The sequence below is a fragment of the Phenylobacterium sp. genome (assembly GCF_965229015.1).
Lineage (GTDB): Bacteria > Pseudomonadota > Alphaproteobacteria > Caulobacterales > Caulobacteraceae > Phenylobacterium.
This window is the reverse complement of sequence record NZ_CBDDIM010000001.1, coordinates 3,038,031-3,051,333: the sequence shown is the minus strand read 5'-3', so window position 1 is coordinate 3,051,333 and position 13,303 is coordinate 3,038,031. Positions and strand designations below refer to the sequence as shown.

Here is a 13,303-nt window from a genome sequence, read left to right as displayed (position 1 = left end):
CTCCCCAATGGCCGACATCATGACGCCCACGCTCGGCGAATCCGTCACCGAGGCGACAGTGGCGCGCTGGGCCAAGAAGCCCGGGGACGCGGTCCGGAAGGACGAGATCCTCGTGGAACTGGAGACCGACAAGGTCAGCCTCGAGGTCGCCGCCCCCGCCGACGGGGTGCTGGACACCATCAGCGCCGAGGAAGGCGCCACCGTCGTCCCCGGCGCGGTCCTGGGTCACGTGATCGAGGGCGCCGCCGCCGCCAAGCCGGCCGCCGCTCCGAAGGCCGAGGCGCCCAAGGCCGCCGCCCCGGCCCCCGCGCCGGCTCCGGCGCCGGCCGCTGCTCCTGCGCCGAAGCCCGCCCCGGCCCTGGCCGCCGCCGCGCCGCTGGCCCCCTCCGCCCAGCGGATCGTGGCCGAGAACAGCCTCGACGCCGCGGCCATCGCCGGCACCGGCAAGGCCGGCCGGGTGACCAAGGGCGACGCCCTGGCCGCCCTGGAGGCACGCGCCAACACGCCCGCCGCGCCGGCCGTCCCCCTCGCGCCGCGCGAGATCCATGAGCGTGAGGAGCGGGTCCGCATGACCCGCCTGCGCCAGACCATCGCGCGCCGGCTGAAGGAGGCCCAGAACGCCGCCGCCATGCTGACGACCTTCAACGAGGTCGACATGACCAACGTCATGGCCCTGCGCGGCAAGTACAAGGACGTGTTCGAGAAGACCCACGGGGTGAAGCTCGGCTTCATGAGCTTCTTCGTGGCCGCCGTGGTCCATGCCCTGAAGCAGGTCCCGGAGGTCAACGCCGAGATCGAGGGCCAGGACATCATCTACAAGAACCACTACGACATCGGGGTCGCCGTCGGCACCGAGCGCGGCCTGGTGGTTCCCGTGGTCCGCGACGCCGACGCGCTCGGCCTCGCCGGGGTGGAAAAGGCCATCGGCGCCCTGGGCAAGAAGGCCCGCGACGGGGCTCTGGCCATGGAAGACCTGCAGGGCGGCACCTTCACCATCTCCAACGGCGGGGTCTATGGCTCGCTGATGTCCACCCCGATCCTCAACGCGCCGCAGTCGGGCATCCTGGGCATGCACAAGATCCAGGACCGTCCCATGGCCATCGGCGGCCAGGTGGTGATCCGCCCGATGATGTACCTGGCGCTCAGCTACGACCACCGGGTGGTGGACGGCCAGGGCGCGGTGACCTTCCTGGTCCACGTCAAGGACGCCATCGAGAACCCCGAACGCCTGCTGCTGGACATCTAGGGGGCGCTCGCCTCCCGATATCCTCCCCGGCATCTCTCAATTCGGAAGACCAGGCTCATGGCCCAATACGACGTCGTCATCATCGGGGGCGGTCCCGCCGGCTACAACGGCGCCATCCGCGCGGGCCAGCTCGGCCTGTCGGTGGCCGTGGTGGAGAAGCGCGCGACCCTGGGCGGCACCTGCCTGAACGTCGGCTGCATGCCCTCCAAGGCCCTGCTGCACGCCTCCGAGCTCTTTGAGCTGGCCAGCAAGGACTTCGCCGTCCTCGGCATCGACGTCGCCCCCAAGCTCAACCTGGCCCAGATGATGAAGCAGAAGGCCGAGAGCGTCACGGCGCTGACCAAGGGCATCGAGTTCCTGTTCAAGAAGAACAAGGCCGACTGGATCAAGGGCATGGGCCGGATCGCCGGCCCCGGCAAGGTGGAGGTCACCGGCCCCGACGGCTCGGTCACCGTCCTGGAGACCAAGAACATCGTCATCGCCACCGGCTCGGAGCCCTCGGGCCTGCCCGGCGTGGCCGTCGACAACAAGCGCATCGTCGATTCCACCGGCGCGCTCTCCCTGCCCGAAGTTCCCAAGAGCCTGATCGTCATCGGCGCCGGCATCATCGGCCTGGAGCTGGGCTCGGTCTGGCGCCGCCTGGGCGCCGAGGTGACGGTGGTGGAGTTCCTCGACCGCATCACGCCGGGCATGGACGCCGAGACCGCCAAGACCTTCCAGCGCTCGCTCACCAAGCAGGGCATGGCCTTCAAGCTCGGCTCCAAGGTCACCGGCGCCAAGGCCGGCAAGTCCAATGTCAGCCTGACCGTCGAGCCCGTGGCCGGCGGCGAGGCCGAGACGCTCACCGCCGACTACGTCCTGCTGGCCATCGGGCGGCGCCCCTATACCGACGGCCTGGGCCTGGAGACCGTGGGGATCGTCCCCGACAAGCGCGGCTTCATCGAGACCGACCACTTCGCCACCTCGGCCCCCGGCGTCTGGGCCATCGGCGACGCCATCCACGGCCCCATGCTGGCCCACAAGGCCGAGGAGGACTCCGTGGCGGTGATCGAGACCATCGCCGGCAAGCACGCCCACGTGGACTACAACCTGGTCCCCAGCGTCGTTTACACCTACCCGGAGGTCGCCTGGGTCGGGAAGACCGAGGAGCAGCTGAAGGAGGCCGGGGTCGCCTACAAGGTGGGCAAGTTCCCCTTCACCGCCAACAGCCGCGCCAAGATCAACCACGAGACCGAGGGCTTCGCCAAGATCCTGGCCGACGCGGCCACCGACGAGATCCTTGGCGTCCACATCATCGGTCCCCAGGCCGGCGAGATGATCGGCGAGTACTGCGTGGCCATGGCCTTCCGCGCCGCCAGCGAGGATGTCGCCCGCACCGTCCACCCCCACCCGACCCGCTCCGAGGCCGGCCGCCAGGCCGCCATGGGCGTCGAGGGCTGGACCATGCAGGCTTGATAGAGGTCCGTCCGGTCCGTCCGGAGGAGCTGCCCATCGCCGCGGCCATCTACCAGAAGGTCCTGCGCGAGACCTTCACCTGGCTGCCGCCCGCCCGTCACAACGCCCAGGTCTTCCTGCGCGACGCCGTCGAGGAGGCGGTCTATGTGGCCGTCCTCGACCGGCGCATCGAGGGCGTCGCGGCCCTCTATGTCCGCGACAGCTTCCTGCACTCCCTCTATGTGGCCCGGCGCGGCGCGGGGATCGGCAAGGCCCTGCTGGACCATGTCGCCGCCCAGGCGCCTGGTCCGCTCTCCCTCAAGTGCCAGACCGCCAACACCCGCGCCCAGGCCTTCTACCGCCGCGAGGGCTTCGGGGTCACCGACCGGGGCGACGACGGCGTCCCCTGGGTGCGGATGGCGCGGTATTAACTTAAAGGGCCGGCGCCCCGGTGATATCCTTCAAATTAGAGGGAGAATGCCCATGTCCGCCCTGCTGATCGCCGCGGCCCTGGCCGCCCAGGTCCATGCCCAGCCGCCGTCCCAGTCCTTCAAGGGTCCCTGCGCCGACTACTGGCGCGCCCTGCCGGCCGCCGACTTCAAGCCCAGGCCCGGCGCCCAGAAGCTCGGCGACCTGCCCAAGGCGGCCCTGATCCTGCCGGTCCTGCGCACCGTCCAGGGCTGTCCGGTCCCCACTATCGTCCGCGACGTAGCGCAGGGCGACGGCCGCTTCGCCAAACCCTGATCGCCCCTTGATGCGCGGCTGAAAATCGGTCCCTTGGAGGGCAAAGCCTCCGGGGAAGGAAACCGATGGAACTCGTGCTCATCCGCCATGGCCTGCCGGTGCGCAGCGCCGAAAGCTCCGATCCGCCCCTGCATGAGGAGGGTCACGATCAGGCCCGCAAGGTGGCCGACTGGCTGGCGGGCGAGCGCTTCGACGCGGTCTATTCCAGCCCCATGCTGCGCGCCATCGAGACCGCCGCCCCCCTGCTGGCGGCCAGCGGCCATGAGCTGCGCCACCACGAGGGCATCGCCGAGTTCGACCGCGACTCAGGCGCCTATGTCCCAATGGAGGAGCTCAAGCGCGAGGACTACGCCGCCTGGAAGGCCATGGCCGAGGGCGACCACGGCGTCGACATCGGCCAGTTCCAGCAGGCGGTCGTCTCGGCCCTGGAGGAGATCATCGAGGCCCATCCCGGCCAGCGGGTGGCGGTCTTCTGCCATGGGGGCGTGATCAATGTCTGGACCGCCCACGTGCTCTCCATGGCGCCGCGCCTGTTCTTCGAGCCCCGCTACACCAGCCTCCACCGCTACATGTGCGCCCGCAGCGGCCAGCGGAACATCCTCAGCCTCAACGAGACGGCGCACCTGCGCTAGGCGTGTGGGTGCGCGCTGTTGTACGCGCTCAACAACGCCGCCGCGTCCACGTCGGTATAGCGCTGGGTGGTCGACAGGGAGGCGTGGCCCAGCAGTTCCTGGATGGAGCGCAGGTCGGCGCCCGCCCCCAGCAGGTGGGTGGCGAAGGAGTGGCGCAGGGCATGTGGCGTGGCGCTGGCGGGCAGGCCGAGCCGGCCGCGCAACCCCTGCACCGTGGCCTGCACGTGGCGCGGGCTCAGCGCCCCGCCCCGCTTGGCGCGGAACAGCGGCTCGCCCGGCGAGAGCACGAAGGGAACCGCCGCCAGATAGGCGTCCACCGCCTCGCGCACGGCCGGCAGCACCGGCACGATCCGCGTCTTCGACCCCTTGCCGACGATGCGAAGCGAGTCCCCCAGCGGCGCGTCCGAGCGCTTCAGCGACAGCCCCTCGGAGATCCGCAGGCCGCAGCCATAGAGCAGGGTCAGCACCGCCTCGTCGCGGGCGACTTCCCAGTCCTCGCGGTCAGGGTCCATGGACGGTTCGGCGATCAGGCCACGGGCCTGGTCCTCGGTGACCGGGCGCGGGGCCGAGGGCTTCACGCGGGGGCCGCGCACCAGGGCCAGGTGCGGGTTGGGGGTGTCGTGGCGGCGGTCGAGATAGCGGTGGAAGGTGCGGATCGCCGACAGAGACTGGGACAGGGACCGGGGCGATAGGGGATGGTCGCCGGACCTCAGGTGCGCCAGCCAGGCGCGGATCTCGCCGGCGGTCAGCTCACCGCAGGCCTTCAGCGTCAGGGTCTCGCCCCGATGGCCCTCTTGAAACGTGATGTAGCGGCCGGCGGCGAAGCCATAGGCCTCCACCGTGCGCGGCGAGGCGCGGCGTTCCTGGGCCAGGTGGACCAGCCACTGCGCCAGGACCGCGCGGGCCGTGGTCACAGGACCGGCCATCGCTCCGCCGTGCGTTCCACCACGCGCGCCAGGAAGGCCACCAGCTCGGCGCCCATGTCCTCGGTGAAGCCGTGCGCGTCGGAAGACCCGAAGGCCAGCAGGCCGGTGCGGGCCGGCTCCCAGATCGCCATGCGGACCATGGCCATGGACTTGATCTCCGGGGCGCGTTCCCCGAACAGGCCCAGAGCCGTGGGCTGGAAGCCCATCAGGGCCACCCGCTGGTGACCGATGACCAGATCGATCTGACCCTCGGCCATCACCCGCCAGCCGGCCGGCGTGCGGTCAGGCCCCTCCAGGGCGACGACCCCGGCGGCCAGGCCGAAGCGCAGCTGGGCCAGTTCGTCCACCCGGCGGGCCAGGTCGGCGTGGTTGCGGGAATCCAGCAGGTCCACCACCGCGCCGTGGGTCTGGGCCTGGGCGGCGAAGTTGGCCCGGGCCGTGGCCTCCAGGTGCTTGCGCGCCCTGGATTCCTTCTTGTGGGCCTCGTGCACGCGGGCCAGCGCCGCGGGGCCGAAGTCCACGATATTGGCCGCGTCGGGCCGCAGGCTCAGCTCGGCCATTAGGGCGGTGTCGGTCAGCAGGAAGTCGGGGTTGTCGGAAAGGAAGCGGCGCACCTCGTCGGGGCCCAGCGTCTGATCCTTCAGCCCGACCCCGAGATCCATGCGTCGCCCCTGTGGTTCTACAGAATGGACTGGCCGGTTTTGGCCCAGTCGCTCATGAACTGTTCAAGACCCTTCTCGGTTAACGGGTGCTTGAAGAGGTCCAAGAAAACCCCTGGCGGTATTGTCGCACAGTCGGCGCCGGCGAGCGCCGCGGCGGTCACGTGGGCCGGGTTGCGGATCGAGGCGGCCAGGATCTCGGTGTCGAACTCGTAGTTGTCGTAGATCGCCCGGATCTCGGCGATCAGCTCCATGCCGTTGGCGCCGTGGTCGTCCAGCCGGCCGACGAAGGGCGAGATGTAGGTTGCGCCCGCCTTGGCGGCCAGCAGGGCCTGGGCGGCCGAGAAGCACAGGGTGACATTGGTGGAGATGCCCTGCACCGCGAACTCGGCGGTGGCGATCAGCCCCTCGCGGGTCAGGGGCACCTTGACCACGATATTGGTGGCGATGGCGGCCAGCTTGGCGCCCTCGGCCAGCATGCCGGCCACGTCGGTGGCGGCCACCTCCGCGCTCACCGGGCCCTCGACGAGATCGCAAATCTCGGCGATGACCTCCAGCATGGGCCGGCCGGACTTGGCGATCAGGGTGGGATTGGTGGTGACGCCGTCCACCAGGCCCGTTCCGGCCAGGTCCTTCAGGACCGCGGTGTCCGTGGTGTCGAGAAAGAGCTGCATGAAGGGCCTCTGCGCGGGAATGAACGGGGCTTCCTTAGCCTTTGCGCCCCGGCGCGGCCAGCCTATGTGCGGGGCGTGATGCACCAACTCCCGCTCATCCCGGCGAAGGCCGGGACCCAGATTCATTCCGCACGCCAAACGCCGGCCCGCTGTTCTTGTGGTTCGTGGACAATCTTGACGGGCCTCTGCGACGTCGCCTCCGAAAGAGTTGGAACCACGAACCACACGAACCACACGAACGGGTTTCCTGATCGAAATCCGGAGATGAAGCTGGGTCCCGGCCTTCGCCGGGATGAGCGGGTCTTTCAATGACCCGCCGCATCGCCTCCATCCTCCTGCCCATGCCCCTGCCCGAGGCCTTCGACTACGAGGAGCCCGAGGGCATGGGCCTCCAGGTCGGCGACCAGGTGGCCGCCCCCCTCGGCCCCCGCCTGCTGCGCGGCGTGGTCACCGCCCTGCGCGACGGGACCGGCGGCAACCGGCCCCTGAAGGCGGTGGAGGCCAGGCTCGATGATCCGCCCCTGCCCGAACGCGCCCTGGAGTTCATCCAGTGGGCCGCCCGCTATTCGGTGGACTCTCCCGGCGCGCCGCTGGCCATCACCCTGCGCGGCGCCCGCGCTCAGAAGGCGAAACCCGAGAGGGTCGTCGAGGCCACCGGCGTCCAGCCCGCCCGCGCCACCCCGGCCCGGACCCGGGTGCTGGAGACCGTCGCGGCCCAACAGCTCTCGCCGCCGGACCTGGCCCGCGCCGCCCAGGTCTCCTCCGGCGTCATCAAGGGCCTGGTGGACGAGGGCGTCCTGGCCGTCCGCCTGGTGGAGGCGCCGGTGGCCTTCGATCCCCCGGACCTGACCCTCGCCGGCCAGCCCCTCAACGCCAGCCAGGACGCCGCGGCCAGGATGCTGGTGGCGATGCTGGGGGAGGGGGGCTTCAATGTCGCCCTGCTGGACGGGGTCACCGGCTCGGGCAAGACCGAGGTCTATCTGGAGGCCGTGGCCGCCGCCCTCGCCGCCGACGCGCAAGCCCAGGTGCTGATCCTGCTGCCGGAGATCGCCCTGACCCAGGCGGTGATCGCCCGGGTCGCGGCCCGCTTCGGCGCGGCCCCGGCCGAATGGCACTCCGACATCACCCCGCCGGCGCGGCGCCGGGTGTGGGAGGCCGTCGCCACCAACCAGTGCCGCATCGTCATCGGCGCCCGCTCGGCCCTGTTCCTGCCCTTCGCCAAGCTCGCCCTCATCGTGGTCGATGAGGAGCACGACGCCTCCTACAAGCAGGAGGAGGGCTTCATCTACCAGGCCCGGGACCTGGCCGTGGCCCGCGGCAAGATCGAGGACGCCGCCGTCATCCTGGCCTCGGCCACCCCGTCCCTGGAATCCCTGCGCAACGCCGAGCTGGGCCGCTATCGCTGGCTGCGGCTGTCCTCGCGCCACGGGACCGCCGTCCTCCCCGACATCACCCTCATCGACATGCGCGAGACCCCGCCGGAGACCGGCCGCTGGCTCTCGCCGCCGCTCATCAAGGCCATGGGGGAGACCTGGGCGCGGGGCGAGCAGACGCTCTTGTTCCTCAACCGCCGCGGCTACGCCCCCCTAGTGCTGTGCAAGGCCTGCGGCGAGCGCATGACCTCGCCCGACACCGATTCCTGGCTGGTGGAGCATCGCTATTCCGGCCGCCTGGTCTGCCACCTCACCGGATTTTCCATGCCCAAGCCGGCGGCCTGCCCCCACTGCGGGGCCAAGGACAGCCTGGTCTCCATCGGGCCGGGGGTGGAGCGGGTGGAGGAGGAGGCCAAGGCCCTGTTCCCCGACGCCCGGGTCAGCGTCTTCTCCTCCGACACCGCCTGGGATGCGCGGGAGGCCAAGCGGCTGATCGGGGCCATGGAGGAGGGCCAGATCGACATCCTGGTGGCGACCCAGGCCGCCGCCAAGGGCCACAACTTCCCGGGCCTGACCCTGGTGGGGGTGGTGGACGCCGACCTCGGCCTGCGCGGCGGGGACCTGCGGGCCGCCGAGCGCACCTATCAGCTCCTGGCCCAGGCCACGGGCCGCGCCGGCCGCAAGGACCGTCCCGGCCGCGCCATGCTGCAGACCTATGCGCCCGAGCACCCGGTCATGCAGGCGCTCAAGGCCCAGGACCGCGACGCCTTCACCACCGCCGAGCTGGAGGAACGCGAGATCGCGGGTCTGCCGCCCTATGGCCGCCTGGGCGCCATCATCGTCTCAGGCCCCGATCCGGCCCAGCTGGAGGCCTTCGTGGAGAAGATGGCCCAGGTCGCCCCCAACGCCGAGGGCGTCGCCGTCTACGGCCCCGCCGACGCCCCCCTCGGCCTGATCCGCGGCCGCCGCCGCAAACGCTTCCTCATCCGCGCCGACCGCACGGTGGACCTGTCGGCCTACCTCGCCGCCTGGCGCGCGCGGTTCCGCCCCCCCGGCATGATCCGCGTGGCCATCGACGTGGACCCGTACAGCTTTCTGTAAGGCGTCTATCCGGCTCGCCGTCGCTCCTCCTCGCCCCCTTCAGGGGGAGAGGATGGGAGAGGGGGCCTCCGCGTAGCGGAGGTCTTGCGCCCGCAGCAACAACGGAAGCTCAGAAAGAGCCCTCACCCTACCCTCTCCCGCAAGCGGGAGAGGAAGGCGCTTCCGCCAGGCGCGAGACTAATTCGCGCTCAGGGAGACGTACCAGTCATCCTCCACGGGGCGATCACCATAGGCGTACCTCTGCGCCTCTCGACCCTGCGCCAATTCGTCATCAGTGCTGCGGATGATCTTTTCGGGTGGATCGTCGGAGTAGGTCATGCCTTTGAGGGTTCCGCCGATCGAGAGGCCAGACACATGGGCGTCGAAGGCGACGTGATTGGACCCCGCGCGAATCGAAGTGAGTCTGGCGCACGCGAAGACATCGCGGATAGGGCGCGCCCGGGCCTCTGGCACACCGACCGGCTCGAACTGGAGTTCGCCAGCTTTCGAGGCCTCGACGCGCCTTATCAGGGGGCGCTGCCGGATCGCCGCCAGGGCTGCTTGATACTGTGGTTGGCAACGATGGAAATCGGCGATCAGCGCCTCGTCAGTTGGGACAGCTTCACGGCTGCAGCCAAGTAGCGCGGCGAGGCACACAGGAATCAATATCCGCATTCCTGGGCTCCAGGTTGGGCATGAGCGAAGATCCTAAGCCTCCCCCGCCTCCATCGCCACATCATCCCCCGGCCGCGCGGCATGGGCCGCCGCGATGGGCCGCTCCCGCAGGGTCGCCACCGGGATGAACAGCATCAGCACGAAGCCGCAGAGCAGGGAGCAGAGCGCAAAGATCATACCGTGGACGATGGCCACGGAGAAGCTGGTGCGGATGGTCCGCTCCATGGCCACCTGCTTGGGATCGGCGGCCCGCGCCGCGGCCTGCTCGGGGTGCAGGTTGCGCTCCATGGCCATCTTCTGCAGGTCCGAGAGCTCCAGGTGGCGCACCACGGCGCCGGGCTCGGCCGGCGCGTGCTTGGCCAGCTCCGAGGCGAGCCCTGAGGTCAGCAGGGCGCCGAACAGGGCCACCCCCATGGTCGAGCCGATCTGGCGCACGAACTGGCCCGAGCTGGTAGCCACCCCGATCTGGTGGAAGGGCACGGCGTTCTGCACCGCCAGGCCGAACAGGCTCTGGCCGGGGCCGAGGCCGATGCCGACGATCAGCAGCCGCCAGGCCAGGTCCAGGGTGGAGGTGTCGGGTCCGATGAAGCACATCAGGAAGACGCCGAGGATCAGCACGCAGCCGCCGCCGATCATGAAGGGCTTGTAGCGGCCGGTCTTGGTCACCAGCTGGCCGTTGATGGTCGATGAGGCGATCATGCCTCCCATCAGGGCCAGCATGGTCAGGCCGCTGGTGGTGGCGGGAATCCCTTGGCCCACCTGCATGTAGAGGGGCAGGAAGCTGGTCACCCCCATGAAGGCCATCGAATAGACGAAGGCCGCGCCGTTGGCGGTGGTGAAGGTGGGGTTCCGAAACAGCTCCAGCGGGATGATCGGGTCGCGGACCTGCTTCTCCACGAAGACGAAGGCGGTCAGGGCGGCGACCGCGAAGACCAGCATGCCGACGATCAGGGGCGAGGCCCAGGGATACTCCCGCCCGCCCCAGGTGATGGCCAGCAGCAGGGGGACGAAGCCGGCGATGATCAGGCCCGCCCCGCCCCAGTCGATGCGTCCGGTTCCCCGGATCGGCAGGGTCGGCATCTTCACCAGGATCATGGCCACGGCGGCCAGGGCGAAGGGGATGTTGCAGTAGAAGACCCAGCGCCAGCCGGCGATGACGTGGCCGAACAGGGTCACGGTCCCGTGGTCGGTGAAGAAGCCCCCCACCACGGGGCCGAACACGCTGGCGATCCCGAACACCGAGCCGAACAACCCGGAGAACTTGGCCCGCTCGCGGGGCGCGAACAGGTCGGCGATGATGGCGAAGGCGGTGGTGAACAGGGCCCCGCCCCCCAGGCCCTGGACGGCCCGAAAGACGATCAGCTGGGTCATGCCGCCGCCGAGCAGGGGCAGGGTCCCGAACTCGCCGGCCAGGCCCGCCAGCCAGGAGCCGGCCAGGAAGATGCCGATGCCGGCCAGGAGGATGGGCTTGCGCCCGTAGAGGTCCCCCAGCTTGCCCCAGATCGGCACCATCACGGTGGAGGCCAGCAGGTAGGCGGTGGTGGCCCAGGCGTAGAGGTGGAGACCCGACAGCTCGGCGATGATCCGCGGCATGGCCGTGCCGACGATGGTCTGGCTCATGGCCGACAGCAGGAAGACGATCATCACCGATATGAGCGTCAGCCGGCGCTCGTCGTCGCTATAGACGTGGGGCTCGTTCAATTGGCGTTTCCCGGCGGCGAAATGGGCCGCCCCTAATGATCTAATTTTATGGTCGCAGCGTCCGGGGGCGGACGGAAATGCCGCCGCCCCCGCATCCGATGTTACGGAACGCTATCAGACTTTTCCATGGGCGCGGCCGCGGCCTTGCGCTGCTGGGCGCGGCGCGAGGCCATGTTCAGCCCCTCGACGAGGCCCGAGAAGGCCATGGCCGCGTAGATGTAGCCCTTGGGCACGTGCACCCCGAAGCCGTCGGCGATCAGGGTCGCGCCGATCATCAGCAGGAAGCCGAGGGCCAGCATCACCACGCTGGGATTGGCGTTGATGAAGTTGGCCAGCGGGCTGGCCGCCACCAGCATCAGGCCCACCGCCACGATCACGGCGATGACCATGATCGGCAGGTCGTCGGTCATCCCCACAGCCGTCAGGATCGAGTCGATGGAGAAGACGATGTCCAGCAGCAGGATCTGGATGATCGCCGCGCCGAAGTTGATGGCGATCGGCGCCTTCTTGTCGAGGACGTCGTGGCTGGGGGTGGGATCCATGGTGTGGTGGATCTCGTTGGTGGCCTTCCAGACCAGGAACAGGCCGCCGGCGATCAGGATCAGGTCGCGCCAGGAGAAGGCCAGCTCGAACGCCGGATGCCCGTCCGCGCCCACCGGCCCCGTCCAGGGCAGCTCGAACACCGGGGCGGTGAGGCCGACGATGAAGGCGATGGTGGAGAGCAGGACCAGCCGCATGATCAGGGCCAGGCCGATGCCCAGGCGCCGCGCCTTGGCCTGCTGCTCGGGGGGCAGCTTGTTGGACAGGATGGAGATGAAGACCAGGTTGTCGATGCCCAGCACCACCTCCATGACGATGAGGGTGATCAAGGCGGCCCAGGCGGCCGGGTCGGCGGCCAGGGTCATAAGGCTCTGCATGGGGGTCCTCTATCGGTTTCCCCACTTTTCTAGCTGATCCCGCGCCAGCGCCTACTGCGAATGGTTCTCAAAGTCGCCTGAGTCGGGCCAGGGCGCCGCGACGGGCGCCCCTACGGCGCCGCTTTTCAGGGCGCCGCGCGGTCGATGCCCGAAATGTGACCTGCCGCCAGGGGCGGCGTCTCTTCTTGGGCGTCGTCGCGCGAACCGGCGCCGAGGTCTTGGGAGGCCGCCCGTTCGTCTGTTTCGGTTTGTTTCAGGGTTCGGAGGCCAAAGTATCGGCGTGATGATCTTTGGTATCCATGAATGACGCCGTCATGGCTTGCCAGCTTAACAACAGGAATTTCGCGCGAATCGCGTGGTTAGTTTCCTTGGCGTTAAGGGTTTGATTTCCCATCTTATGGAATCAACTTGCCCCTGGACCGCGCCGCGACCCCTTGAAGCTGTGGATGGATCGGTGGGCGACTCGGCGACCTTCCGACGCACACGCCGAAAAGCTCTTTGCTTTCGCGCCGAGGGTGAGTATCCCTAATCGCAGTTCGCGTGGGGAGTTCCTCTTAACATGCTTAAACGGACCAGAACCGTTCTCGGTTCCCTGGCCGCCGCGGCGGTTATGACGCTCGCGCCCGTCACGGGCGCCGTGGCCGACACCTACTGGCAGTGCGTGCCCTTCGCGCGCCTGGTGTCCGGCGTCCAGATCTTCGGCGACGCCTGGACTTGGTGGAAGCAGGCCGCCGGCAAGTACGAGACCGGCTTCTCCCCCAAATCCGGCGCGGTGCTCTGCTTCAAGCCCAACGGCAAGATGCAGCTCGGGCACGTCGCCGTGGTGAGCCAGGTGCTCACCGACCGCGTCATCCAGATCACCCACGCCAACTGGTCGCGCATCGGCGGGACCCGTGGCCAGGTGGAGAAGGACGTCACCGTCATCGACGTCTCCCCGGCCGGCGACTGGTCCCAGGTCAAGGTCTGGTACGATCCGGTCCGCGACCTCGGCTCCACCACCTATCCCACCTACGGCTTCATCTACCAGGACTCCGCCGCCCAGCGCATGGCGAACTCCGGCCTGAACGCCGCCGGCAACACCGCCATCGCCATGGCCCAGGGCGCCGCCAGCCAGATGGCCTCGGCCGTCCGTCCCGGCGCCGGTCCCTTCTCCATGCTGAGCCAGGCGGCCGACTCCACCGACAAGATCGCCGCCCTGATCATGGCAGCGACCTCGCAAGGGTCCTCCGAAGCCAAGTAGGC

The 13,303-nt window shown here is 69.4% G+C and carries 14 protein-coding genes; 7 read left to right on the top strand and 7 right to left on the bottom strand.

Features of this window, described 5'->3' with window-relative positions; translation table 11 throughout:
- Positions 1-7: 7 nt before the first annotated feature.
- From odhB to ACO06I_RS15305, 5 genes are all read left to right on the top strand, one after another.
- A complete protein-coding gene (odhB, locus tag ACO06I_RS15325; protein ID WP_421933427.1) occupies positions 8-1,246 on the top strand; it encodes a 2-oxoglutarate dehydrogenase complex dihydrolipoyllysine-residue succinyltransferase in 1,239 nt (412 codons plus the stop codon).
- A 57-nt stretch (positions 1,247-1,303) separates the two neighbouring features.
- Positions 1,304-2,701 carry a dihydrolipoyl dehydrogenase gene (gene lpdA / locus ACO06I_RS15320; RefSeq protein ID WP_421933426.1) on the top strand — a complete coding sequence of 466 codons (1,398 nt, stop codon included), beginning with the start codon at positions 1,304-1,306 and terminating at the stop codon, positions 2,699-2,701.
- Positions 2,698-3,111: a GNAT family N-acetyltransferase gene (locus ACO06I_RS15315; RefSeq protein ID WP_421933425.1), complete on the top strand. Its 414-nt coding sequence runs from the start codon at positions 2,698-2,700 to the stop codon at positions 3,109-3,111. The genes lpdA and ACO06I_RS15315 overlap by 4 nt, the downstream gene beginning before the upstream one ends.
- Positions 3,112-3,163: 52 nt before the next feature.
- A complete protein-coding gene (locus tag ACO06I_RS15310; RefSeq protein WP_421933424.1) occupies positions 3,164-3,424 on the top strand; it encodes a hypothetical protein in 261 nt (86 codons plus the stop codon).
- A gap of 65 nt (positions 3,425-3,489) precedes the next feature.
- A complete protein-coding gene (locus ACO06I_RS15305; protein WP_421933423.1) occupies positions 3,490-4,056 on the top strand; it encodes a histidine phosphatase family protein in 567 nt (188 codons plus the stop codon).
- Here ACO06I_RS15305 and ACO06I_RS15300 read toward each other — a convergent pair.
- From ACO06I_RS15300 to fsa, 3 genes are read right to left on the bottom strand one after another with little or no spacing between them, the layout of a single operon-like run.
- Entirely contained in the window at positions 4,053-4,982 is a 930-nt protein-coding gene (locus tag ACO06I_RS15300; RefSeq protein ID WP_421933422.1) for a tyrosine recombinase XerC, read from the bottom strand. The two genes, ACO06I_RS15305 and ACO06I_RS15300, sit on opposite strands and share 4 nt — an antisense overlap.
- Positions 4,967-5,644: a DUF484 family protein gene (locus ACO06I_RS15295; RefSeq protein WP_421933421.1), complete on the bottom strand. Its 678-nt coding sequence runs from the start codon at positions 5,642-5,644 to the stop codon at positions 4,967-4,969. Before ACO06I_RS15295 ends, ACO06I_RS15300 begins: the two co-directional genes overlap by 16 nt.
- Before the next feature lie 17 nt (positions 5,645-5,661).
- The gene (fsa, locus tag ACO06I_RS15290; protein ID WP_304697892.1) at positions 5,662-6,315 is read right to left on the bottom strand and encodes a fructose-6-phosphate aldolase; all 654 of its coding nucleotides are present in this window, start codon (positions 6,313-6,315) and stop codon (positions 5,662-5,664) included.
- 308 nt (positions 6,316-6,623) lie between these two features.
- On the opposite strand from fsa, the gene ACO06I_RS15285 reads away from it, so the two are divergent.
- Positions 6,624-8,789, top strand: a complete 2,166-nt coding sequence (locus ACO06I_RS15285) for a primosomal protein N' (protein ID WP_421933420.1) — start codon at positions 6,624-6,626, stop codon at positions 8,787-8,789.
- 177 nt (positions 8,790-8,966) lie between these two features.
- Here the strand turns inward: ACO06I_RS15285 and ACO06I_RS15280 are convergent, their stop codons facing one another.
- The 4 genes from ACO06I_RS15280 to ACO06I_RS15265 form a co-directional block, all read right to left on the bottom strand.
- Entirely contained in the window at positions 8,967-9,443 is a 477-nt protein-coding gene (locus ACO06I_RS15280) for a hypothetical protein (protein ID WP_421933419.1), read from the bottom strand.
- Positions 9,444-9,476: 33 nt separating this feature from the next.
- Positions 9,477-11,144 carry an MDR family MFS transporter gene (locus tag ACO06I_RS15275; protein ID WP_421933418.1) on the bottom strand — a complete coding sequence of 556 codons (1,668 nt, stop codon included), beginning with the start codon at positions 11,142-11,144 and terminating at the stop codon, positions 9,477-9,479.
- A 101-nt stretch (positions 11,145-11,245) separates the two neighbouring features.
- A complete protein-coding gene (locus ACO06I_RS15270) occupies positions 11,246-12,061 on the bottom strand; it encodes a TerC family protein (RefSeq protein WP_421933417.1) in 816 nt (271 codons plus the stop codon).
- 253 nt (positions 12,062-12,314) lie between these two features.
- The gene (locus ACO06I_RS15265; RefSeq protein ID WP_421933416.1) at positions 12,315-12,455 is read right to left on the bottom strand and encodes a hypothetical protein; all 141 of its coding nucleotides are present in this window, start codon (positions 12,453-12,455) and stop codon (positions 12,315-12,317) included.
- A 216-nt stretch (positions 12,456-12,671) separates the two neighbouring features.
- Here ACO06I_RS15265 and ACO06I_RS15260 point away from each other — a divergent pair, with 216 nt between their 5' ends.
- A complete protein-coding gene (locus ACO06I_RS15260) occupies positions 12,672-13,301 on the top strand; it encodes a CHAP domain-containing protein (RefSeq protein WP_421933415.1) in 630 nt (209 codons plus the stop codon).
- Positions 13,302-13,303 lie beyond the last annotated feature (2 nt).

Excerpts from the sequence above, each read along its gene's own strand:
- odhB (WP_421933427.1), top strand. The coding sequence starts at position 8 with ATGGCCGACATCATGACGCCCACGCTCGGCGAATCCGTCACCGAGGCG.
- lpdA (WP_421933426.1), top strand. The coding sequence starts at position 1,304 with ATGGCCCAATACGACGTCGTCATCATCGGGGGCGGTCCCGCCGGCTAC.
- ACO06I_RS15310 (WP_421933424.1), top strand. The coding sequence starts at position 3,164 with ATGTCCGCCCTGCTGATCGCCGCGGCCCTGGCCGCCCAGGTCCATGCC.
- ACO06I_RS15305 (WP_421933423.1), top strand. The coding sequence starts at position 3,490 with ATGGAACTCGTGCTCATCCGCCATGGCCTGCCGGTGCGCAGCGCCGAA.
- ACO06I_RS15300 (WP_421933422.1), bottom strand. The coding sequence starts at position 4,982 with ATGGCCGGTCCTGTGACCACGGCCCGCGCGGTCCTGGCGCAGTGGCTG.
- ACO06I_RS15295 (WP_421933421.1), bottom strand. The coding sequence starts at position 5,644 with ATGGATCTCGGGGTCGGGCTGAAGGATCAGACGCTGGGCCCCGACGAG.
- fsa (WP_304697892.1), bottom strand. The coding sequence starts at position 6,315 with ATGCAGCTCTTTCTCGACACCACGGACACCGCGGTCCTGAAGGACCTG.
- ACO06I_RS15285 (WP_421933420.1), top strand. The coding sequence starts at position 6,624 with ATGACCCGCCGCATCGCCTCCATCCTCCTGCCCATGCCCCTGCCCGAG.
- ACO06I_RS15280 (WP_421933419.1), bottom strand. The coding sequence starts at position 9,443 with ATGCGGATATTGATTCCTGTGTGCCTCGCCGCGCTACTTGGCTGCAGC.
- ACO06I_RS15270 (WP_421933417.1), bottom strand. The coding sequence starts at position 12,061 with ATGCAGAGCCTTATGACCCTGGCCGCCGACCCGGCCGCCTGGGCCGCC.
- ACO06I_RS15265 (WP_421933416.1), bottom strand. The coding sequence starts at position 12,455 with ATGGGAAATCAAACCCTTAACGCCAAGGAAACTAACCACGCGATTCGC.
- ACO06I_RS15260 (WP_421933415.1), top strand. The coding sequence starts at position 12,672 with ATGACGCTCGCGCCCGTCACGGGCGCCGTGGCCGACACCTACTGGCAG.